At 54.4% G+C, this 21,700-nt stretch carries 24 protein-coding genes; 13 read left to right on the top strand and 11 right to left on the bottom strand.

What is annotated here, in order from left to right:
- Positions 1 to 41 precede the first annotated feature (41 nt).
- Positions 42 to 1,658 (top strand): L-aspartate oxidase, encoded by a 1,617-nt coding sequence (gene nadB, locus GT409_RS01560; RefSeq protein ID WP_160626253.1) that lies wholly within the window; start codon positions 42 to 44, stop codon positions 1,656 to 1,658.
- Positions 1,659 to 1,902: 244 nt separating this feature from the next.
- Here nadB and glpK read toward each other — a convergent pair whose 3' ends face one another.
- A complete protein-coding gene (gene glpK, locus GT409_RS01555) occupies positions 1,903 to 3,360 on the bottom strand; it encodes a glycerol kinase GlpK (protein ID WP_160626250.1) in 1,458 nt (485 codons plus the stop codon).
- A 127-nt stretch (positions 3,361 to 3,487) separates the two neighbouring features.
- Here glpK and rpmH point away from each other — a divergent pair, with 127 nt between their 5' ends.
- From rpmH to mtaB, 7 genes are all read left to right on the top strand, one after another.
- Positions 3,488 to 3,631 carry a 50S ribosomal protein L34 gene (rpmH, locus tag GT409_RS01550; protein WP_160626249.1) on the top strand — a complete coding sequence of 48 codons (144 nt, stop codon included), beginning with the start codon at positions 3,488 to 3,490 and terminating at the stop codon, positions 3,629 to 3,631.
- Between the two features lie 24 nt (positions 3,632 to 3,655).
- Positions 3,656 to 4,009 carry a ribonuclease P protein component gene (rnpA, locus tag GT409_RS01545; RefSeq protein ID WP_160626248.1) on the top strand — a complete coding sequence of 118 codons (354 nt, stop codon included), beginning with the start codon at positions 3,656 to 3,658 and terminating at the stop codon, positions 4,007 to 4,009.
- Positions 4,006 to 4,254 carry a membrane protein insertion efficiency factor YidD gene (gene yidD / locus GT409_RS01540; protein ID WP_160626245.1) on the top strand — a complete coding sequence of 83 codons (249 nt, stop codon included), beginning with the start codon at positions 4,006 to 4,008 and terminating at the stop codon, positions 4,252 to 4,254. Before rnpA ends, yidD begins: the two co-directional genes overlap by 4 nt.
- Positions 4,241 to 5,977: a membrane protein insertase YidC gene (yidC, locus tag GT409_RS01535; RefSeq protein ID WP_160626243.1), complete on the top strand. Its 1,737-nt coding sequence runs from the start codon at positions 4,241 to 4,243 to the stop codon at positions 5,975 to 5,977. The genes yidD and yidC overlap by 14 nt, the downstream gene beginning before the upstream one ends.
- A 194-nt stretch (positions 5,978 to 6,171) precedes the next feature.
- Positions 6,172 to 6,618, top strand: a complete 447-nt coding sequence (locus GT409_RS01530) for a helix-turn-helix domain-containing protein (protein WP_160626241.1) — start codon at positions 6,172 to 6,174, stop codon at positions 6,616 to 6,618.
- A 160-nt stretch (positions 6,619 to 6,778) separates the two neighbouring features.
- Positions 6,779 to 7,234, top strand: coding sequence for an outer membrane lipoprotein (locus tag GT409_RS01525; RefSeq protein ID WP_160626240.1), 456 nt, complete (start codon positions 6,779 to 6,781; stop codon positions 7,232 to 7,234).
- Positions 7,235 to 7,292: 58 nt separating this feature from the next.
- The gene (mtaB, locus tag GT409_RS01520) at positions 7,293 to 8,561 is read left to right on the top strand and encodes a tRNA (N(6)-L-threonylcarbamoyladenosine(37)-C(2))-methylthiotransferase MtaB (RefSeq protein WP_160626239.1); all 1,269 of its coding nucleotides are present in this window, start codon (positions 7,293 to 7,295) and stop codon (positions 8,559 to 8,561) included.
- A gap of 7 nt (positions 8,562 to 8,568) precedes the next feature.
- Here mtaB and GT409_RS01515 read toward each other — a convergent pair whose 3' ends face one another.
- Together GT409_RS01515 and GT409_RS01510 are read right to left on the bottom strand one after the other, a co-directional pair.
- A complete protein-coding gene (locus GT409_RS01515) occupies positions 8,569 to 8,961 on the bottom strand; it encodes a hypothetical protein (protein ID WP_160626238.1) in 393 nt (130 codons plus the stop codon).
- Between the two features lie 119 nt (positions 8,962 to 9,080).
- Positions 9,081 to 9,836, bottom strand: coding sequence for an RNA methyltransferase (locus GT409_RS01510; RefSeq protein ID WP_160626237.1), 756 nt, complete (start codon positions 9,834 to 9,836; stop codon positions 9,081 to 9,083).
- A gap of 67 nt (positions 9,837 to 9,903) precedes the next feature.
- Here GT409_RS01510 and GT409_RS01505 point away from each other — a divergent pair, with 67 nt between their 5' ends.
- Genes GT409_RS01505 through pgmB form a run of 4 tightly spaced genes read left to right on the top strand, consistent with a single transcriptional unit; the run spans position 9,904 to position 13,626 of the window.
- Positions 9,904 to 10,560, top strand: coding sequence for a hypothetical protein (locus GT409_RS01505; RefSeq protein WP_160626236.1), 657 nt, complete (start codon positions 9,904 to 9,906; stop codon positions 10,558 to 10,560).
- A 50-nt stretch (positions 10,561 to 10,610) separates the two neighbouring features.
- Positions 10,611 to 12,050, top strand: a complete 1,440-nt coding sequence (locus tag GT409_RS01500; RefSeq protein ID WP_160626235.1) for a UbiA family prenyltransferase — start codon at positions 10,611 to 10,613, stop codon at positions 12,048 to 12,050.
- The gene (locus GT409_RS01495; RefSeq protein ID WP_160626234.1) at positions 12,050 to 12,991 is read left to right on the top strand and encodes an aldo/keto reductase; all 942 of its coding nucleotides are present in this window, start codon (positions 12,050 to 12,052) and stop codon (positions 12,989 to 12,991) included. The genes GT409_RS01500 and GT409_RS01495 overlap by 1 nt, the downstream gene beginning before the upstream one ends.
- Complete coding sequence (gene pgmB / locus GT409_RS01490; RefSeq protein ID WP_160626233.1) at positions 12,988 to 13,626, top strand: beta-phosphoglucomutase; 639 nt, start codon at positions 12,988 to 12,990, stop codon at positions 13,624 to 13,626. Before GT409_RS01495 ends, pgmB begins: the two co-directional genes overlap by 4 nt.
- On the opposite strand, the gene xseB is transcribed toward pgmB, so the two are convergent.
- Genes xseB through GT409_RS01465 form a run of 5 tightly spaced genes read right to left on the bottom strand, consistent with a single transcriptional unit; the run spans position 13,623 to position 17,157 of the window.
- Positions 13,623 to 13,853, bottom strand: a complete 231-nt coding sequence (gene xseB / locus GT409_RS01485; RefSeq protein WP_233231586.1) for an exodeoxyribonuclease VII small subunit — start codon at positions 13,851 to 13,853, stop codon at positions 13,623 to 13,625. The two genes, pgmB and xseB, sit on opposite strands and share 4 nt — an antisense overlap.
- 22 nt (positions 13,854 to 13,875) lie before the next feature.
- Positions 13,876 to 14,340: a tetratricopeptide repeat protein gene (locus GT409_RS01480; RefSeq protein WP_160626231.1), complete on the bottom strand. Its 465-nt coding sequence runs from the start codon at positions 14,338 to 14,340 to the stop codon at positions 13,876 to 13,878.
- Entirely contained in the window at positions 14,324 to 15,673 is a 1,350-nt protein-coding gene (gene xseA, locus GT409_RS01475; protein ID WP_160626229.1) for an exodeoxyribonuclease VII large subunit, read from the bottom strand. Before xseA ends, GT409_RS01480 begins: the two co-directional genes overlap by 17 nt.
- Positions 15,674 to 15,679: 6 nt before the next feature.
- Complete coding sequence (locus GT409_RS01470) at positions 15,680 to 16,348, bottom strand: YceH family protein (RefSeq protein WP_160626227.1); 669 nt, start codon at positions 16,346 to 16,348, stop codon at positions 15,680 to 15,682.
- A 38-nt stretch (positions 16,349 to 16,386) separates the two neighbouring features.
- Positions 16,387 to 17,157, bottom strand: coding sequence for a TIGR00282 family metallophosphoesterase (locus GT409_RS01465; RefSeq protein ID WP_160626225.1), 771 nt, complete (start codon positions 17,155 to 17,157; stop codon positions 16,387 to 16,389).
- Between the two features lie 168 nt (positions 17,158 to 17,325).
- Between GT409_RS01465 and GT409_RS01460 the strand changes: the two genes are divergently transcribed.
- Positions 17,326 to 17,499 carry an indolepyruvate ferredoxin oxidoreductase subunit alpha gene (locus GT409_RS01460; RefSeq protein WP_160626223.1) on the top strand — a complete coding sequence of 58 codons (174 nt, stop codon included), beginning with the start codon at positions 17,326 to 17,328 and terminating at the stop codon, positions 17,497 to 17,499.
- A 48-nt stretch (positions 17,500 to 17,547) separates the two neighbouring features.
- Here GT409_RS01460 and GT409_RS01455 read toward each other — a convergent pair whose 3' ends face one another.
- From GT409_RS01455 to secA, 3 genes are all read right to left on the bottom strand, one after another.
- Entirely contained in the window at positions 17,548 to 17,934 is a 387-nt protein-coding gene (locus tag GT409_RS01455; RefSeq protein ID WP_160626222.1) for a hypothetical protein, read from the bottom strand.
- A gap of 149 nt (positions 17,935 to 18,083) precedes the next feature.
- Positions 18,084 to 18,503 carry an FKBP-type peptidyl-prolyl cis-trans isomerase gene (locus GT409_RS01450; protein ID WP_160626219.1) on the bottom strand — a complete coding sequence of 140 codons (420 nt, stop codon included), beginning with the start codon at positions 18,501 to 18,503 and terminating at the stop codon, positions 18,084 to 18,086.
- A gap of 89 nt (positions 18,504 to 18,592) precedes the next feature.
- A complete protein-coding gene (gene secA / locus GT409_RS01445) occupies positions 18,593 to 21,643 on the bottom strand; it encodes a preprotein translocase subunit SecA (protein WP_160626217.1) in 3,051 nt (1,016 codons plus the stop codon).
- Between the last annotated feature and the right edge of the window lie 57 nt (positions 21,644 to 21,700).

The raw sequence follows: 21,700 nt of genomic DNA, 5'->3' as shown, positions 1-21,700 counted from the left end.
TTTTCAGAAAGCACTTTTTTAAAAGAAGTGAATGACGACTCATGCAGATACGCGATACAGATTTTTTGATTATCGGCAGCGGGCTGGCCGGACTGACCGCCGCGCTGGAGCTCAGTCGACACGGTAAAGTGCTTGTGGTGTCCAAGCAGGAGGCTGCGGAAGGGAACACCCGTTACGCTCAGGGCGGAATTTCCTGTGTGGTGGACCCTGACGACTCAATGGCTCAGCATATTGCCGATACGCTGGAAACCGGCAACGGACTCAGCGAGGAAGCCGCCGTCCGTGCCATTGTTGAAGGCGGTCCGGCCCGTATTGCCCAGCTCGAAGCGGCGGGGGTGCATTTTGAGCATCGCTCGGACAAACCGGAAGAATATGATCTTGGACAGGAGGGCGGGCACTCCCGCCGCCGCGTGCTGCATGCCGGGGATGTAACCGGCGGAGAGGTGATCAAGCGGCTGTTGGAACGGGTTCGGGCAGATGCCAATATCACGCTGGTTGAAAACTGGCTGGCGATTGATGTGGTTCCGACCGGCTGGATCGGACTGGCCGGTCCAAACCGTTGTGTCGGCTGCTATTTTCTCGATAAAACGACCAGTGAAATTTTGGCTGTACGCGCCCCTGCCACGATTTTGGCAACCGGCGGGCTGGGCAAGGTATATCTTTACACTTCCAACCCCGACGTCGCCACCGGCGACGGCATCGCCATGGCATGGCGTGCCGGGCTTCCGTTGCGTGATATGGAGATGATTCAGTTCCATCCCACCTGCCTGTATCATCCGGATGCAAAGTCGTTCCTGATTTCCGAAGCTGTACGCGGAGAAGGGGCCCGGTTGATCGACCGGCGGGGGCGTGAGTTCGTATATGATTTTGATCCGCGCGGCGCACTCGCTCCGCGCGATGTAACTGCGCGCGCCATCGACTCCGTCATGAAAAAGTACGGGGATCCGTTTGTCTATCTCGACATTTCCCATCGCGATGCGGATTTTCTCCAGAAGCGTTTCCCGACGCTCTATAAAACCTGTCTGCAGTTCGGGTTCGATATGGCCCTCGCGCCGGTGCCGGTGGTTCCGGCTGCGCACTATTCCTGCGGCGGCGTCGTCGCCGATGTGGATGGTTCCACTGCCATGCCGGGGTTGTATGCCATCGGCGAAGTTGCTTCGACCGGTCTGCATGGCGCCAACCGACTGGCCAGCAATTCGCTGCTCGAAGCGACGGTCTGCGGGTGTCGGTGTGCCGAAAAAATTTCCAAGGTTTGGAAAAACAATTCAGTTGATGGGGTCGAGATTCCGCGATGGGAATGCGGTGATGCGGTTTCCAGTGAAGAAGCGGTTGTGGTGGAACACGACTGGAACGAAGTGCGGTCCGTGATGTGGGACTACGTCGGCATCGTGCGCTCCGACCGGCTTCTTCGGCGCGCTCGTCGACGTATTCACACCATTCGCGAAGAAATCCGAAGCTATTACCGCGAATATCTGGTGACGGCCGACCTGATCGAGCTGCGCAACCTTGCCGCTGTCGCGGAACTGATTGTTCGTTCCGCTCAGTGCCGTAAGGAGAGCCGCGGCCTGCACTACAATCGTGACTGGCCCGAAAAAAACACCGTTGCGGACCATTCCATTATTCAGGACAAACCCGGCGGCCCGCTGAATCTAGAGTAATCAGAACATGGAAACATCAATGTTACAGGCCTGGCCTTTAGTCCTTTTCGTATGCTGAATATCAAATCTTATGAAAATTCCACCGAACGCAAGCTGCAGAGGTTCCGTTGAAAACGGAATGCTGACGCTTGAGCGTTCCGGACGTTTGGAACTGCGTAATCGACAATGTTTCTCTGGTTGACCGCCACGGCATGAGCCACCGACTCGTTGCCAGCATTATGAATTTTTATCGTGATTCTGTCCGTCAGGCTTTGCTGACGGCGTTGGACCAGCGCGATCGGATCTGTTTGCGTTCAGCCTCGCTGATGACGCTTTCAAATGTTCGGTCGATTTGCCACTGGTTTTTCAGTTCATCTGTATTTTTCCAAACCTTGGACCCGATGCCTGCCAGATAGGCGGCACCGAGGGCGGTGGTTTCGATGGTTTTCGGCCGTCGCACCGGAATGTCGAGGAGGTCGGCTTGCATCTGCATGAGCAGATTGCTTTGTGAGGCGCCGCCATCGACGCGCATTTCTTTGATCGGGGTTCCGGTGTCTGATTCCATGGCGCGCAGTACGTCGGCGGACTGGCAGGCGATGGATTCGAGCGTGGCATAGGCGATGTGCGCGGCTGTGGTTCCGCGCGAAAGCCCATTGATGATTCCGCGCGCGTCCGGATTCCAGTGCGGCGCGCCGAGTCCGGTAAATGCGGGCACAACAGTGACGCCGCCGTTGTCGGGGACGGTTGCTGCCAGTTTGTCGATTTCGGGCGCTGTTCTGATGATGCCGAGTCCGTCGCGCAGCCACTGGATGGCAGCTCCGGCGATGAAGATGCTTCCTTCAAGTGCATATTTCGCGGGGCGGCCTTCGAGCTGCCACGCGATGGTGGTGAGCAGGCGGTTGCGGCTGGCGACCGGGTTGGTGCCGGTCTGCATGAGGATGAAGCATCCGGTTCCATAGGTGTTTTTGGCCATGCCGGGTTCGGTGCACAGCTGGCCGAAGAGCGCGGCGTGCTGGTCTCCGGCGATTCCTGTGACGGGGGCGCCGAGCAGGGTATCTTCAGCAAACAGCCCTCCGGAGGGTTTAACGTCCGGTAAAACGGTGTGAGGCACGCGAAAAAGGTCCAGCAGCTCATGATCCCAGTCTAAGCTATGAATGTTGAAGAGAGAGGTGCGTGAGGCGTTGGTGACGTCGGTGGCGAAGACGCGGCCTTTGGTGAGATTCCAGAGGATCCAGCTGTCTACGGTTCCTGCGGCCAGCTCGCCGCGTTGGGCGCGGTCGCGCGCGCTGTCGATATGGTCGAGCAGCCATGCGATCTTTGTGGCGGAAAAGTAGGGGTCGGGAAGCAGTCCGGTTTTTTTGCGGATGAGGGGGGCATATCCATCGGCCTTGAGCTGTTCGATGAACGGCGCGGTGCGACGGTCCTGCCAGACGATGGCGTTATGGAGCGGCTCGCCGGTGGCGCGGTCCCACAGGACGACGGTTTCGCGCTGATTGGTGATGCCGATGGCGTCCGGAGCGCTGATTCCGGACTGCAGGAGAGCTTGGCGGGCGGTTTCGAGCTGGGAATTCCAGAGTTCGGAAGGGTCGTGTTCGACCCAGCCGGATTGAGGATAAATCTGCGGAAATTCCTGCTGTGCAGTGCCGAGAACGGCGCCGTTTTCGTCAAAAACAATGCTTCGTGAGCTGCTGGTTCCCTGGTCGAGCGCTAGGATGGCGGCCATATTTGTTTTCCTCCTGAACGGCAGAGTAGCGTTTGGTGCGGTTAAAGTGCAGTTAAAAAGTTTGACACAGGGACGCGAACTGGTACTGTGTTGCGCTCTTTTGGGAATTTCAGTGGAGATTTGAACAATGAAACGTACATGGCAACCTTCAAAAATTAAACGCGCCCGTAAGCACGGTTTTCGCAAACGCATGCAGACTGCAGATGGTCGCGCTATCCTGAAACGCCGCCGCCAGAAAGGCCGTAAGCGCCTGACTGTCGCCGATGCGTAAACAGGATCAACCGGAGAACTCCCGGTGACAGGAAATACTCTTTCCAGACAACAACGACTCGTAAAAGCCTCTCTGTTCAGGGAGGCTTTTGCACAGAAAAAGAGTTTTGTCGGCCGGTTTATGGTGATTTGGCTCCGTCAGGGAGAGGGTGCCTCTTTGCGGCTCGGTGTGGTGAGCAGTAAAAAGGTGAGTAACCGGGCTGTTGATCGCAATCGAGCCCGTCGAATCCTGCGTGCTGTCTATCGTGAACATCGCCCGGAGTTCGGCGGAGCAGTGGATGTGGTGATTATTGCCCGTCGCAATATTCTTTCTGCCTCTCACGAGGATGTGGAAAAAGAGATGCTGCGGCTGGCCGGAAAGGCGGGGCTGGTCAAATGATTTGCCGCCTGCTTATCGTTTTGGTGCGGATTTACCAGAAAACGGTCTCCTGTATAATGCCCGCCCGTTGCCGGTTTTATCCGACTTGTTCCGATTATACGATTGAAGCCCTGCGCAGGCATGGCATAGTAACCGGCCTTTATTTAAGTTTGCGGCGCATTTGCCGTTGTCATCCGTGGAATCCGGGCGGAACTGATCCCGTGCCGGAACCGAAAACGAAGAAAAAGAAACATGAAAAAAACTGATTTTATTATCGTTGGTATTCTTCTCGTCCTGATGTTCGGCTGGATGTATTTCTTCCCGAGCACAAAAAAACCGGTTTCTTCACCGGAGCCGCCGGTTGCTGAGACGGGTTCTGCACAAGCTCCGGCTCCGGCCGGGGAGAAGGCCGCTCCCGCTCTGACGGCTCCGGCAGTTAAGGACGCGGCGGATGCTGTCGCAGAGAAGGTCGATGAACTGCTGGCTCCTGAACAGCAGCTCTTGTTATCCAACGATCAGATCGAACTGACGGTTTCCTCACACGGCGGAGCGATCGTTTCTGCAGTTCTGAACGATTACCCGGAATTGAACGAACCGGACAGTCCGCCTTTGACGCTCAATTTTTCCAATGCTCCTGCCCTGTGTTATGGCGGGCTCCCGCTTGCTGCCGGAACATTAACGGAAACAGAAGACGGGATTGTGTATACTGCATCACTGGGTGACGGACAGCTTTTTAAGCGTAAGCTCGCTCTCGAAGGAGAGTATCAACTGGTTGTGGAGGATGAGTTTGTTAATACCTCCGATGTCCCGTGGGCGCTGCCGGAGCTGCGGCTCCCTACCGGTCCGATGAGCAATCCGCAGGGCACCAGCGCTATGAAAGGCATTACGACGCTGGGGGTCGATACTTTTGCTCCGGTTGAAGGAATCACGCACTGGGCAAAACAGTTCCGAAAAATTTCCGCCGGCGTTTTGGAATTTACGACCACGCCGCAGCTGGTCACAACCACTCCTGTTGACTGGGTTGCTGCGAAAAACAAGTTTTTTGTCCAAATCCTGATTCCGGAGCAGACTGCGACCGGTTTTGACTTTACCGTCCGTCGGGAAGGCGAAGGCAAAAAACAGGAAGCGTCGGAAGTTTCAGCGGCCCTGCAGTTCAATAAAGAGCTGGTCGGTGCAAATGAAACGGTTTCCCGCACTGTGCGTGCTTATATCGGTCCCAAGGATTTCGAGTCCCTTAAAACACTGGGGATGAATCAGTCCGAAGTGATGGAGTTTAAGAGCGTCGGTTTCTGGAAATTCATGAATCCGATTATGTATCCCATCAAACTGGCTTTGCTGTGGGGTTTGATTCATTTGGCTCCCTTTGGGAATTACGGAATCGCGATTCTGATTCTGACGATCATCGTTCGCGTGCTTTTCTGGCCGCTCACACACAAGAGCACCGAAAGCATGAAGCGCATGCAGGAATTTCAACCGAAGATCAAAGAGATCCAGGCCAAATATAAAGATAATCCTCAGCGCATGCAGCAGGAGACCATGGCGTTTTACAAGGAGCATAAAATCAATCCGATGGGTGGTTGCCTCCCCATGCTGATTCAGATTCCGGTGTTTATCGCGTTGTTCCGTGTTCTGCGCAGTGCCATTGAGCTGCGTTTTTCAAAATTCCTCTGGATCAAAGACCTTTCAGAGCCGGAAAACCTCTTCGCCGGGACATTCACCGTTCCTCTGGTTGGATGGGATTCCCTGAACATTCTTCCGATTTTGATGGCGGCCACCATGATGTGGCAGCAGAAACTGACGACTGGCTCAGCCGCTGCGACACCGGAACAGCAGCAGCAACAGAAGATGATGGCGGTTATGATGCCGATTATGATGCTGTTTTTCTTCTATACGATGCCGTCCGGTCTTGTTCTCTACTGGACCACCAGTCAGATCCTGATGATCGCGCAATTGATTATCAGAAAGAAAAAAGAGGTTCGTTCGGCTTAAATTCAGATCAGATATTCAGTCTAAAACCACTGACAATGCGCTTCTTAAAGTTGACAGTTTTTGCTTTTAGAATCTGATTATTATGATCTACTTAATAGCGAAGGTAGTGGTTCTCTGTTCTAACTGTTGCAATACAAAGGGTTAGGCTGTTGCTTTTCAGGGAACGATAAGAGAAATGTAAGAAAGGAAATCTTATGGCGAATGTAATGAAAGAACTGAAAGCGGAAATTTCCCGTATCGCCCGCAGTGAGATTAAGTCCGCGCTTTCTCCGATTAAATCGGTGAACGCCGCGCAGCGCAAATATATTGCTGACTTGCGCCGTCAGCTTGGTGATCTTGAAAAAGAAAACAAACAGCTTGCTCGTCAATTGGAAAAACTCGGTGCCGCAGTGCCGCAGCCGGAGCCGGAGGAAGACGCCGGTCGTGCATGGATTACTGCTGCCGGAATTCGTTCCATGCGCAAACGTCTGAAACTTTCCCAGAAAGCTTTTGCAGAACTGGCCGGAGTCAGTCTGCCGACCGTTGCTAACTGGGAGTCTTCCAAAAACAAAGGCAACAAACTCAATATTCGCCGCAAGGAAGTCTTTGATCGTCTCCAGGAAATTAAAGGCATGGGTGTGCGCGATCTGCCGCAGGAGTAAAGCTGTCGGTCATAAACATATGAAGATCCGGGGTTTTCCAAGGTTTGGGAAATCCCGGTTCTTTTTTCAGGGCTTGGGAAAAGGATTACACGCGGGAACTTCCGGCTTCCAAGGTTGGGAAAACTGCGTAGAATCATGGCTGGAAACAAGGAGGGGGATCATGAAAACACTTGGAATTATCACGGGTTTAACGGTCGTTGCTTTGGCAACAGGTTGTGTGAGCAGTAAATCCGGCGAGGTGTACAGTCGCGATCAGGCCCGTCAGTCAATGACGGTTCGTCTGGGCACGGTTGAATTTGTTAAAGAGGTTCTGGTTGAAGGCTCCAAGTCCGGTCTCGGGGCGGCCGCCGGCGGTATTGCCGGGGGAGTCGCGGGCAGTACGATCGGCGGCGGTAAAGGCTCTACACTGGCGGCGTTGGGCGGCGCAGCACTGGGTGCATTGGCCGGCCATGCAGCTGAAGAAAAGCTGACCAAATTCAATGGGCTTGAAATTACCGTGAAGCTTGATAACGGAGACGTGCTTGCGGTTGTTCAGGAAGACGACGTGATGTTTGCTGTCGGGGATCGCGTGCGGGTCCTGACCGGTCGCGATGGAACTACGCGGGTTGAAAAATAAGCCAATATGGAGTGTTGGAGGATGGGAGTGCGGGTGATAACATCCGCGCTCCTTTTTTATGAAATCTCTGAATACATATGCTCTGGATGTACTGGGGTGCAAGGTCAACCAGTACGATGCGAGGCAGATTGCTCGCCTGCTCGAAGGCTTTGGGCTGCGGCCGGCGGATGGTGAGCCGGCAGATTTGGTGGTGGTGCATACGTGCGGAGTGACTGCTACGGCGGTGCAGAAATCGCGGCAGACCGTTCGCCGTCTGGCTCGCAAAAATCCCGGAGCTGTTGTTTTCCTGACCGGTTGCGCGGCTGCGGAAGATGTTACGGACAGGCTGGATAATATCGATGCCCGGGTTGCTGCAGGAGCTGGATGGATTCAGATGCTGGCGGACGAGCTGCAGACATTTTCCCTGCCGAATCCAGATTTTCATCTTCCCGAAAATTCCGATGATCTGGCGGTTGAAGAATTCGGGGGGCAAACCCGGGCTTTCCTGAAAATTCAGGATGGCTGTGATGCGGGCTGCGCCTACTGTATTGTGCCGCAGTTGCGGAAGACGCCTCGTGACAAGTCGATGGATTCCGCGGTTGCCGAGGCAGCGGTGCTGACTCAGTGCGGCTATAAGGAAATCGTTATTGCCGGGGTTCATGTTGGTCTGTACGGCCGAGGCAGCGATGTGTCATTAAGTGATGTATTAGCCAAAATCCTGAAGGTTCCAGACATTGGAAGAGTCCGCATGTCGAGCCTGCATCCGGCCGAGTTGACAGAGGATCTTCTGAAGGTCTGGGCCTCGGCTCCGAACATGATGCCGCATCTGCATCTTTCGCTTCAGTCCGGTTCGGACGGAGTCCTTTCCCGGATGGTCCGCGGTTATACAGCAGTAGAGTATGCTGAAGCGGTGGAGCGTGCTCGTGCAGCCCTTGACCATCCCGCGATTACCACCGATGTGATCGTCGGCTTTCCCGGGGAAACGGATGCGGAATTCGAAGAGACTTTTGAGTTCTGCAAACGGATCGGGTTCGCCCAGATGCACATTTTCAGCTTTTCACCGCGTCCCGGGACCCGGGCGGTCGAACTGCCGGATCCGGTAGACGCGCAAACGGCTCAGGCGCGCCATCAGCGACTTGCCGCGTTAGCAGATGAAATGTCGCTGGCGTTCAACCAGTCTTTTGTCGGGCAGACGGTTCATGTGTTGGTGGAACGCTGCGGGAACGGTGTCTGTTCCGGCGTTTCGGAACATTATGTTCCGGTGAAATTCCAAGGTTCGGAAGATCAGTCCGGATCAGTGGTTCCGGTTGTGGTTCGCTCTGCTGATTGTCGCGGGCTTGTCGGGTAGGGATGTCTCAGGCTGCTTCCAGCAGCCAGCTTTTGGCTTCTTCTTTTGAGTCAAACGTCTGGATGGGAATATTCACGGATCGGAAATAATCAGACGTTGCTTTGTCTTCTGTAATGAATGGCAGCGAGCCGTAGAGGGCGACTCTCGGCAGGAATCCATGGGTTGCTTCGAATAGATTCATTTCACGTTGAACCTCATATGCCCACATGATTTTTTCTGTCTCATCGCAGGGATTGCTGATTTGTGAAACGTCCATGAGTACATGAGCTGTTTTTGTCTGCAAAACAGCGGAAAGTACGGTATCGATGGTTTTTATGCCTTCGGGCAGGGTGAAGTCCCCGGATGTGGTGCAAAACAGATATTTCGGAGTTTGACTGATAAACGTCTCCAGTGGTTGCATCGTAAAAGTCCCCCTCCTTAATTGGATTTACCCATTTGTTCGCTGCCTATCTCTTGAGATAGGGCGATTTTATATTTGCGGTCGGGAAGAGTCAAATGATTGCAAGGGATATGTTTATGTCAGGATTTGTCCGGTGCAGCTTTTTTCCACTGATCGCAGACCCAGAGCGACTGCTGGGCCAGGCCGAGTAAAATACGTGCGTCGTTGTCGGTGAGTTTCCCGCGGTTGAAGATGCGCCGTACTCCAAGCATCATGTGTTCGAGTTTTTCGGGAGGACAGAATTCGGTGGCGAGCATCATCTCCTGCCATCGGGCATAAACGCGTTCGCGCATAGCCACGTCTGCTTCCGGAGAACGTTCTTCCGGCGGGCGGTAGGAGGGATTTCCGGAAAGCAGGAACAGTTCGTAACAGCAGACCATTACGGCATGTGAGAGGTTGAGTGAACGATAGATTTCGCTGGAGGGAATGTTGATGATATGGGTGCAGAGAGCCAGCTCCTCTTTGGTCAGGCCGGTGTCTTCGCGTCCGAACACCAGCGCGGTTTGATGATGTGCTGCGGAGTCGAGAAGTATGGGAGCCGCTTCGCGGGGCAGCAGGCCGTGGTCGCGATAGAGACCGGTGCGGGCGCTGGTCCCGGCGACGACGGTGCAGTCGCCAATGGCTTCTTCCAGTGTTTGGAAGGTTTTGCGGGCGTCCAGCAGCGTGTCGGCATGGCAGGACAGTCGGCGGGCTTCGTCCCAATCGTGCCGGTCATGGGGGTTGATGACGGCCAGATCCGTGATGCCCATATTCATCATGGCTCTGCAGACGGAACCGATGTTTCCGGAACTTTGGGGTTCAACAAGTACGATTCGAATGTTTTTAAGAGCGTTCATAAATAGAAATCTAATTTGAGTAAACAGCAATGAAACAGTAGAGTACAAACAGCCGGAGGATAACGAAATGAAAACGCAAAAAATATTTTATGGGGTAGTTGTTCTTTTTTTGGCAGGGTGCGCGGCAATTAAGCAGTCCGGTGCAACCGTGAATGATCGAACGATCAGCAACCCGTCTCTTGGTTTCTTCGGTTTTTCGTTTGCAGTACCCGACGGGTTCGAGCTGTATGATCCTGCGACGGATGTTCCGACGAAATATGGTGATGTGCAGCAGATGGCGATTCGAATCTATGACTTGAACGAGTCGTATCACCCGGCCGGCAATGAAACTTTTTATGAAAGCTTTCTGATGTTTTCGGAGCATACTTCATTTCTGCTGGTTACCGTACTGAATGACCGCCTGGCGCCGCTGGATACGGAGTGGGCAGATCATGAAATTGCAATGCAGCGCCAGCTTTTTCCGATGTATAATGCCTCGCATACTGAACGGATGGCCGTTGGAGACAGTCGGCTGGAGGCCCTGAAGATCTCGGGCCAGGCGTATGAACGTAAAGGGTGGTACTATGCAGGTCCGAAGCATGGACGGACGGAATTCAGCTATGAGGCCTGCCGGGTAAGCGGAGTGAATCGCGACAGTTACATCCTGATGGGATTCTGCCTGCCCGAGCATGAGCATATTCTATCCCTTCAGATGCAGGAGTTGATGCGCGGTTTCCGTTTGTGATGTTCAAAACAGGATTGATCTCATTTTGCATCTCCTGAATACTGTTTTGAATGTCTGAACCATCTACAACTGTGTCGCGGCCGCTTTGTGTCGATATGGATGGCACGCTGGTTAAAACCGATACATTTGCGCAGGCGCTTTTGCTTTTGGTCCGTACACGGCCGGCTTCTTTATTGGCTGTTCCCGGGTGGGCAAAACGCGGATTGGCTGCTTTTAAACAGAAGGTGGCCCATGAAGTTCAGCTGGATCCGGCCGCTCTTCCGTATCACTCTGGCCTCCTTGCATTTTTAAAAACAGAAAAGGCCGCCGGGCGTCCGCTGATCCTTGTTACCGCGTCGGACCGCAAGCCCGCTTGTGCGGTAGCAACGCATCTCGGGCTGTTTGATGATGTGATGGCCAGTGACGGGATCGTCAATTTGAAGTCTTCCCGCAAGCGCGCCGCACTGGTCGAGCGCTTTGGCGAAAAGGGATTCGACTACGCAGGAAACGCCACGGATGATCTGGTCGTTTGGGAATCATCCTCGGGAATTATCGCTGTGAATCCCTGTCCTCCGGCTCGCCGTGCACTGCAGGGCAGAGATATTCGAGTATTTGAAGATCGACCGCCGAGGTGGAAGACCTGGCTGAAGGCCCTTCGTGTGCATCAGTGGATGAAAAATGTGCTGATTTTCCTGCCAATGCTTCTGGCTCATGAATTGACGACCCCGATTCTTTATGTACAGGCCGTTGCCGCCTTTTTTGCATTCAGCTTTCTTGCTTCATCCATTTATGTAGTTAATGACCTGATGGATCTGCATGCTGACCAGCATCATCCGCGCAAGTGTCACCGGCCGTTCGCCGCCGGCAATCTGAGCCTGCTCGCCGCCGCTGTTTCGGTGCCCCTGCTGATGGTTGCATCGCTTCTGATGGCCCAGACGCTTCAGCCTGCCTTCAGCGGAATCCTGCTGGTCTACCTTTTTCTGACGACCTTTTATTCCTGGCGGCTGAAGCAGCTGGTGCTGATCGATGTGCTGACCCTCGCGGCATTTTACACCATCCGGATTCTGGCGGGCACGGCGGCTTACCGTGTTGAAACCTCCGGCTGGCTGATTGCTTTTTCTGTCGCCATTTTCTTCAGCCTGGCTCTCGTCAAGCGCTATGCCGAATTGCGCGAAGCGTTGCAGGTGCACCCCGAAAAAATCGGCGCCCGCGGTCGCGGCTACCATGCCCGCCACCTGCCGTGGCTGTCCCGGGCGGGGATTGCCTCCGGCGTGCTCTCAGGCGTGGTGCTGGGGCTCTACATCACCAGCGACAAAGTCACACAGTTTTATCAGACGCCGCACGTGCTCTGGTTTCTCTGTCCGCTGGTTGTTTATTGGATCAGTCGTATTTGGCTGCTTGCAATCCGCGGCGCTCTCTCCGATGATCCGCTCGATTTTGCCGCACGTGATCGACAGACCTTTCTGCTCGGGGCGCTGGGAGTGGCGGTTTTGATTTGGGGGAGTTTTTAATGAAACGGAATGTACTTGGGAAAACAGGAATCGAAGTGTCGCCGATTACAATCGGTGCATGGCAGCTGGGCGGACCGCTCTTTTTTGACGGCAAGCCGGACGGGCATCCCGATCCCGGTAAAGAAGATGTGATCCGCATGATTCACGAACTGGACGATCTGGGTGTCAATGCCATCGATACGGCAGAGCAGTACAGCGCAGGCGAATCGGAGCGGCGGGTCGGCGAGGCGCTCCGGGACCGCCGCGATCAATGGGTCGTTTCAACAAAGTTCGGGTTCAGGGTCGGGCCGAATAACACACGAGAAGACTGTTCTGCACCGGAAACCATTATGCCCAGCCTTGAAGGATCGCTGAAACGGCTTCGTACCGATTTTATTGACGTGTATCTCTATCACTGCGCGCCGGAAATGGAATGGATCGATGACGGCCGCGCGGTGCTCGAAAAAGCGCGGGAGCAGGGAAAAATCCGTTCGTACGGAATTTCCACCAACAATGCGGAACTGATCGAGGCGATGGTGAAACATGATGCTGTTGAGGTGGTTCAGTTTGCTTCCAATCTGCTGGATGAAAGTTCCAATGTTTGGAAACTTTGTCAGCAGAACCGCCTCGGCACGCAGGTGCGCGGGGTGATGGCACAGGGCCGCCTCAGCGGAAAATATTTTCAGAACACCCCGGCATTTCGCTCTGACGACAACCGGTCCAACTGGTGCAAAAGCGAAGACTATTCCCGTTTTGCCCCGTTGGCAGACTGCCTGCCGGAAGGTATGACCATGGCACAGGCCGCTATCCGCTGGATTCTGGATCATCCCGGAGCCCATACCATCTGCATGGGTGCGAAAAATATCGACGATTATCGTGCGGCGATTGCTGCCGCAGAATACTTACCGCTTAATGCCGAACTTCGGCAGAAACTCGAACAAACAATTGAAGGAATACGATGAAATACGAAGCCGTACTTTTTGATTTGGATGGGGTGATTCTCAGCACGGATGATTTTCACTACAAGGCTTGGAAAAAGCTGGCCGATCGTGAAGGGATCTATTTTGACCGCGAAATCAATGAGCGCCTGCGCGGCGTAAGCCGAATGGAAAGCCTGGCGATTATTCTCGAGCGCGCGGAAAAGGAATATACGGAAGATGAAAAGATCGAAATGGCCACCTTTAAAAACGATTTTTACCGCGAGTCACTTCAGGATCTGACGCCGGATCACGTGTTTGAAGGCGTTAAGGACTTTCTCGGTTTTCTCACCGGAAACGGCATCAGGATCGCCATCGGTTCTTCGAGCAAAAACGCCAAATTCATTCTGAAGCAGATCGGTATGTTCGATACCTTCGAAGCCATCTCCGACGGGACCAACATTGAAAACAGCAAACCCGACCCGGAAGTTTTCCTGAAAGCTGCAGAGATGCTCAGCGTGGCTCCTGAAAAATGCCTGGTCGTTGAAGATGCCGAGGCCGGTATTGATGCGGCCGTTGCCGGAAATATGGATTCGCTGGGTGTTTATGCCGTTTGTGAGTATGACAAAAACACATACTCCGCCAGAGATATCCAGTCAGTCGACCGATCGATTTTTTAAGCCTGCGGCTCGAAAGGCTCGGTGCCGAGACCGTCGCCTTTTTTAACCAGCTTTTCGATCTTCTGTTCCACTTCGGTCAGCTTAGTGGAGCAGAGGGTCACCAGTTTCGACCCTTCCTCGAAGTGCTTGATCATCTGCTCGAGCGGGAGCTCGCCGCTTTCCATTTCATTCACAATGGTTTCGAGGCGTTCCATGGATTTTTCAAAATCAACAGTTTTTTCAGTCATAACGGGGCCTTCCATTCGGGATCTACCTGGATTCGGCAATGCGTTTTTCAGCCAATTCTATGAGGGGGTCTGTATACTCTTTATTCCAGGACGGGGCGAGCTCTCGAATTTTATCCAGTTCCACAAGAGCTTTTTCTGGCTCCCCCTGTGCCAGGTGAATTTTAGCCTCATAATAATATGCATATGCATCGTTGGGATGAGTCTCTTTTCGCGCTGAAATTCTGGCGGATGCTTCATCCAGTTTTCCCTGTTCGATCAGTTCGCTGGTTTGATCAGAAAAGGATTGGGTACTTTGTTTTCCCAGCATGGCAGCTTGTGTCTTTAGAACGTTCGGCATGATCAGAGCAAGCGCGCCGATGGAAAGCAACGTTGAGAGCATGGTGAAAATTAACATGATGGTTAGCGCAACTCCCGTCATGCCTGTAAAGATTTTGATTTTGCGAAGTTCCTGAACAATAGCATCCATTGAGTTATGATTCTCGATCATTGTTTGTTTCCTTCCCTTTTACTTCTGAAATGACAGTTCCTTTTGCAAAACGGGTTTTCAATACGTCGCCCCGGCTAACGTTAGCGGCGTTACGGATCACTTTTCCGTCCGCGGTTTCAGTGAGGCTGTATCCGCGTTCCAGTACACCGAGCGGACTCAGTGCGCGCAGCTGTGCTTCCAGCCGTTTCAGGTTCTGTTTTTTCTCTGCAACTGCACTTTGAAGCCGATGAGTCATCGTTTGCTGAAGTCCCGGAAGTTTCTCTTTTTTACGGACAACGGCGTTTTGCAGAGAGTGCATCATGGATTGTTGTAAGTTTGGCAGGTGTTGCTTCTGGATGGTGACCGAGTTTTTCAGCTCATGGGTCATCCGCAGGGCGGCTTCATCAATCCGCTGCTGACGCTGCTGGAGTCCGGAGCGCAGGCACTGATTCATGGCTTGTCGCAGTCCGGGAATTTTTTCGCGCAAGACCAGAGCCCGGTTTTTCAACGAGCCTTTTAGCCGTGCCGTCAGTCGGGTCACCTGCTCCTGAAGTTCGCTTTGCACCGGAACCGCCAGCTCGGCGGCGGCCGATGGCGTCGGGGCGCGGACGTCGGCGACAAAGTCGGCGATGGTGAAGTCGATTTCGTGACCGACCGCCGAAATCACTGGGATGTCGGATGATGCAATCGCGCGTGCGACCCCTTCTTCATTGAACGCCCACAGGTCTTCAATGCTGCCACCGCCGCGGCCGGCAATGATTACATCAATATCATTACGTGTATTCAGGTACTCAATTGCTTTGGCAATACGCGGTGCGGAGCCTTCTCCTTGTACCGTAACCGGCGCGAGCAGGATTTCAATGTTCGGAAAACGGCGGGTGAGCACGTTGATGATGTCGCGCACGGCCGCACCGGTGGGGGAGGTGACCACGCCGATTTTGCGCGGCAGCACCGGGAGCGGCTTTTTGCGGTCGGCATCGAACAGACCCTCGGCGGCCAGTTTGGCTTTCAGTTTTTCGAACTGCTCCTGCAGGTTGCCCTTGCCGGCGTCTTCCATGGAGCGAACGATCAACTGATAGCTTCCGCGCGCTTCATAGAGGCTGGTCTGGCCGAGCACGCGCACTTTGACGCCGTCTTTCGGTTCGAACAGAACCATCATATTGTTCTGTTTGAACATGGCGCACGAAACGGCAGCGGCTTCATCCTTGAGTGTAAAATACCAGTGGCCGCTGGCGTGGCGGGTCAGGCGTGAGATTTCACCTTCAACCCACACTTCTCCGATGGCGTTTTCAAGCGTCAGGCGCGCCTTTCGATTGAGTTCCGCCACGCTCAGGATGGTGCGTTTCTCGTCCATCTGCGCTTAATCAAACTGCTCTTTGAACTCGGCGAACTGACGGGACAGTTCGCTCATTTGGGACCAGAGGTCCTTCACCTGGGTTTCGAGTTCGGCGATGCGTTCGTTTTCGGCGCGAACCTCCAGTACGGCGGCGGCCGGTTTTATTTCAGCCGGTGGTTCTTCGGAGATTTCGGGTTCTCCGCACAGCAGGTGCGCATAGCGGTTTTCGCGGCGGCCGGGTTCTCGCGGCAGTTTGACCGCGAGAGCACCGTCTGGGTGTTCAACCAGAGACTGTATGATTTCAGCGGCCTGTGCAATATCTCCCAGCGGATGCATGCGTTCGCAGTGCGTGCGGAGTTCTCCAATGGTTTGAGGTCCGCGCAGGATGAGTTCGCATAAAACGGCCTGTTGTTCGTCAGACAGCCGAAGTTCCTGTTGAATGTTGTGGCTGAACTTGGTGACGCGAGAGCCGGCTGGTGCCGTTTCCCATGCAAGATGTTTTTCCCGCAGGCTGTATGTGGCGCGGGCAATATCTTTATCGGACAGATCCGTCACTGGATTGCGGTTGCTCTTTTGGTTGCATGCTGCCGCCAGAGAGGAAAGTGTTAACGGATAATAGCTCGGCGTCGTGATTTCTTTTTCAACCAAAGCTCCGAGCACCCGGGCTTCAACAGGATTCAGCAGTGCGTCCATCTCAACTCCTTTTGATAAATATCCAATAGGTGAGGATATTAGGCCCGTTCTCGGATTCGTTCAATACTGCGCGCTTTTCCGGTGGCAACATCCACATCCACAATAACGCCTTCGAGCGCGGGATCTTTTTTGGAAACATCGAACTTCTGCGGCATGCCGGTGATAAACTTCTGAATAACCGGTTCGACGTCCCGGCCGATCACGGAATCTTTCGGGCCGGTCATCCCCAGGTCGGTAATATACGCGGTGCCGCCCGGAAGGATCGTTTCATCCGAGGTCTGGACATGTGTGTGCGTTCCGAACACGCCGGTAACCCGCCCGTCGAGATAGCGACCCAGTGCAATCTTTTCCGATGTCGCTTCAGCGTGAAAATCAACAAAGATGGTTTTTGCGCTGCAGAGATTGAGCAGTTTGTCGGCAATGCGGAACGGACAGTCGGCCGGATCCAGAAAAACACGTCCGATCAGTGAAATCAGGCAGATCGGTCCTTCGTCTGTTTCGAGCGTGGTCATGCCGCGGCCGGCAGATCCCGGCGGAAGGTTGGCCGGGCGAACAATCCGGGATTCGGTTTCAAGCATAGGAATCAGCTTGCGATCATCGTATGTGTGGTCGCCCAGTGTGAGAGCGGCCGCGCCGGCGTTCAAAAGAGCTTCGGCGATCTCCGGTGACGGTCCGCGCCCGCCCGCGCCGTTTTCGGCGTTCGCAATGACTAAATCAACGCGGCCCTCAGCACGCAGCTTTTCGATGACCCGCTGGAAAACCTGCCGGCCCGCACTGCCGACCATATCGCCTGTAAACAAAATTTTCATACCGCATAGCATACCTGACTTTTTTCCAATGTTTGGAAAAAACGTACAGTTTTTTCAGGCATAGAAAAAGCCGGCGTCCGGGTTGCAGATGGCGCCGTCGTTATGTATGGTCAGGCTTCGTTCAACGGCCGGGACGGCTGATGACGAAAAACGGGAGAGGAGAACACCATGCCACGTATCATAGAAAAAGATGAATGTATCAACTGTGGGGCCTGCGAGCCGGTCTGTCCGGTGGAGTGTATTTCCGAAATCGACGAAAAACGCTTTATCAAAGCCGACGACTGCATCGACTGCGGTGCCTGTGAACCGGTCTGCCCGGTCAGTTGCATTCACGAAGCTTGACTGGTTGTATCAGTCCTCAGGTTTTCCCAGGTCTGGACATTGAAAAGGTCAGGAGGTTTCCTGGTCTTTGACCAGCATTTCCCAGTGATTGCCGCAGTTCATACAGTGGGCAAAACAGCGTTCTTCACATTTGGTTGCTCCAGCAGCACCGTAACGTCCTGCTCCCATGAGTGAGAAAAGGTATTTAACTCCTTCTGTGGAGTTTTTTGCCGGGCCGTTGTTTACATAGTAATCCTCCCGCTTGCGGCGGACTTTTCCTTTGGTTTTACAGTAAATGCATTTCAGGTTGGGAGCGTAGGGACCATACTTGACCTCTTCGTCCATTTCCTTCAGTTGATCTGGCGGGATGGCGGCGCGGCGCCGGCGGTTTCTTTCTGTCTGGATCACCAGTGTGATTGGCAGCAAAAGCAAGGCGAGAAAACATCCGAATTTCATTCCGACAGCTTAATAAAAAAGTCCCTTCTTAGGAAGCCTGTTGCGTCAGCGCGCATCAATTTTCCAAAGCTTGGAAACAGAAAAGCCGCCCCGGGAATGGAGGCGGCTTCAGTTTTGCAGGCGCGGGTGTTGACCGCGCTTATGCGTGGTTAAACGATCTCGACGAGTTCGAGTTCGAAGGTGAGGTCTTTGCCGGCGAGCGGGTGGTTGGCGTCGATGGTGACGGCGTCTTCTTTGACCTCCTTGACGACGACCGGCATCGGTCCCTGCGGTCCCTGCATCTGAAGCGGCATGCCGACCTGTACGTCCATGCCTTCCGGAAAGCGGTCTTTCGGAATGTCGCCGATCATTTCTTCGCGCACTTCGCCGTAGGCTTCTTTGGCGGGCAGGGTGACGGTTTTTTTGCCGCCGACCTCCATATCGCGCACGGCGGCGTCGAAACCGGGAATGACCATGCCTGCGCCGGTTTCAAATTCGAGCGGATCGCGCCCCGCAGAGGAGTCGAACTGGGTTCCGTCGTTCAGGGTGCCGGTGTAATGGATGCGTACTTTTTTGCCGTCTTCGATCATAATTCTGTCTTTCTGTTAAACGATAAATGAGCCCCGACCCTACAGGCCGAGGCTCATTTGGCAAACCATTATGCAGAAAACTCTTCGGCTCAGCCGTGGATTCCGCAGCATTTTTTATATTTTTTGCCGCTGCCGCAGGGGCAGGGATCGTTGCGGCCGACCTTGGAGCCGTCGGCGCGCATGGGCCCTGCGGCCGGACGCGGCGGCGGAGCACCCATGCCGGGCGGTGGCGACCCCTGCGGCTGCTGGCCGGAAGCCTGTTTGGCAGCATCCATCGCGGTGGCCTGCTGCTGCGCCTGGTTATTGACCATCATGTGGTTGAGGGATCGCCAGAAATTTTCGAGAGCTTCCATCGAAGAGCCTGTCCGGAAGATGTTCTGGGCAATTTCCTCTTTGATGCGGTCCATCAGATCTCCGAAGAGGTTGAAGGCCTCGCGCTTGTATTCGACCAGCGGATCGCGCTGCCCATAGGCGCGCAGGCTGATTCCTTCGCGCAGGCTGTCCATGTTGCGCAGGTATTCCTGCCAGTGTTCATCGACTGACTGCAGAATAATCATCTGTTCGATGCTCTTAATGCGATCGGGATCTTCATGCGTGATTTTCAGCTCGTAGGCCGCTTTGACGCGGTCGAACACCAGATCGATCAGGGCGTCGAGGTCGGCGTCCGCCGGCACATCGGGGGTCTTCAGGCCGATCGGGAAGGTGGTGTTTGCCCAGGCGACAAATTCCGCCACGGCTTCCTTGCTGCCGTCGACTGCCGGTTCGGCATTTTCGGAAATGATGTCCGTGATGATGTCGTACAGTTCATTGCGCGGGGTTTCACTTCTGAGTACCGTCTGGCGGAATTCATAGATGACTTCACGCTGCTGGTTCATCACGTCGTCGTAACGCAGCGTGTTTTTGCGGATGCCGAAGTTCATCTGCTCGACGCGCTGCTGCGCTTTTTCAATCGATTTGTTCAGCCACGGATGCTCGAGCACTTCGCCTTCCTCAATGCCGAGTTTTTCCATGATGCCTGCGATTCGGTCGGAACCGAAAAGGCGCATCAGGTCGTCTTCGAGAGAGACGTAGAAACGGGAAATCCCCGGGTCTCCCTGGCGGGCACAGCGTCCGCGCAGCTGGCGGTCGATACGGCGCGCTTCGTGGCGTTCGGATGCAATAACGTAGAGTCCGCACGGTTTTTCGAGCAGCAGTTTTTTCAACGGCTCTCCATCAATTTTTGTTTCGAGGCCGACCTCTTTGCTTTGGATGTGCTCTTTATTCATCCAGATGACGCCTTCGCCGAGTTTGATGTCGGTTCCGCGACCGGCCATGTTGGTGGCGATCGTGATGGCGCCGGGCTGGCCGGCCTGCGCGACAATCTCCGCTTCGCGGGCATGGTTTTTAGCGTTGAGCACGTTGTGCGGAATGCCCTGGCGATCGAGCAGGCGACTGATGACTTCTGACGTATCGACGGTCGCGGTTCCGACCAGTACCGGCTGCTTGCGGACGTGTGCTTTTTTGATTTCGTCGATCAGGGCGCTGTATTTTTCGCGCTTGGTTTTATAGATCTGGTCGTTGATGTCGACGCGGCGGATCGGGCGGTTGGTCGGGATCACCACCACATCGAGTCCGTAGATTTCATCGAACTCGGAGGCTTCAGTTTCCGCGGTTCCGGTCATTCCGGAGAGTTTGTCGTACATGCGGAAATAGTTCTGAATGGTAATGGTGGCCAGCGTCTGGGTTTCGCGTTCGATCTTAACGCCTTCCTTCGCTTCGATGGCCTGATGCAGTCCATCGGACCAGCGGCGGCCCGGCATCAGGCGGCCGGTGAAGGTGTCAACGATCTGCACCTGGTTTTCCTGCACAACGTATTCAACGTCTTTTTCATAGATGCAGTGGGCGCGGATCAGCTGGTTGACGGCATGAATGCGTTCGCTGCGGTGTGCAAATTCGTCCTGCAGTTTCTGGCGCTGGACAATCTTCTCCTCCGGAGCCATTCCGGTTTTTCCGTCGAGTTCGGAGAGGGCCGTGGCGAGGTCCGGCATCACGAAATGCTCAGGGTCGTCCGGGTTGAGGGTTTCGCAGCCCTTATCGGTCAGGTTTGCGTCATGGCCTTTTTCATCAACCGTAAAGAACAGTTCCTCGCGCAGCTCGCGGGCCTGTTCCTTGTAGCTGTCCGTGATCATCATGTTGTTCACTTTTTCAATCAGGCGCCGCCGGGCGGGCTCTTCCATCAGTTTGGCGAGCTGCTTGTTTTTCGGCATTCCCTGATGAACCTGATAGAGGCGAAGCATGGCTTCGTCGGTGTCATTTGACTCCAGCAGTTCCTGCGCTTCGCTCATCAGGCGGGTGCAGAGTTCTTTCTGGCGCAAGGCGAGACGTTTAACGACGCCGTTGAGCGAGCGGTACTGCTCGTCGGCCGAGTAGGGCGCCGGCCCGGAGATGATCAGCGGGGTGCGCGCTTCGTCGATCAGGATCGAGTCGATTTCGTCGATGATAGCGTAGTTGTGGCCGCGCTGCTGTACCATGTCTTCGGGGCGCATGGCCATGTTGTCGCGCAGGTAGTCAAACCCGAACTCTGAATTTGTTCCGTAAGTGATATCGCAGTTGTACTGTTCGCGGCGCAGCGGTGGCGGCATCTGGCCTTTCAGGCAGCCGACGGTCAGGCCGAGATATTGATAGACATGGCCCATCCATTCGCTGTCGCGTCCGGCGAGGAAGTCGTTGGTGGTGACCACGTGCACGCCTTTGCCGGACAGAGCATTCAGGTAGACCGGCAGGGTGGCAACGAGAGTTTTTCCTTCCCCGGTCATCATTTCGGCAATTTTTCCCTGATGGAGCGTAATGCCCCCGATCAGCTGCACATCAAACGGGACCATGTCCCACGTCAGGTCGTGGCCGGAAACGTGAACATTGGTTCCGCACAGGCGGCGGCAGGCATTTTTAACGGTCGCAAACGCCTCGACCATCATATCGTCAAGCGTTTCGCCTTTTTCGAGACGCGCTCTGAATTCGGCGGTTTTGCCGATCAGCTGCTCTTCACTCAGCTTCTGATATTCCTCTTCAAGCGCGTTGATCTGGTCGATCAGCGGGCGCATCTTTTTCATGTCGCGATCGGCTTTCGACCCGAAAATCTTCTTTAAAACGGTGTTGATCATAATTTCTCCTGAAAGCAAAGAGAGAGAACATAACCGCAGAACATCAAAAATACACGG

The organism is Tichowtungia aerotolerans, from assembly GCF_009905215.1.
Taxonomy (GTDB): domain Bacteria; phylum Verrucomicrobiota; class Kiritimatiellia; order Kiritimatiellales; family Tichowtungiaceae; genus Tichowtungia; species Tichowtungia aerotolerans.
Note: the sequence above shows the minus strand (reverse complement) of the source record. Positions and strands in the feature narration are given on the sequence as shown.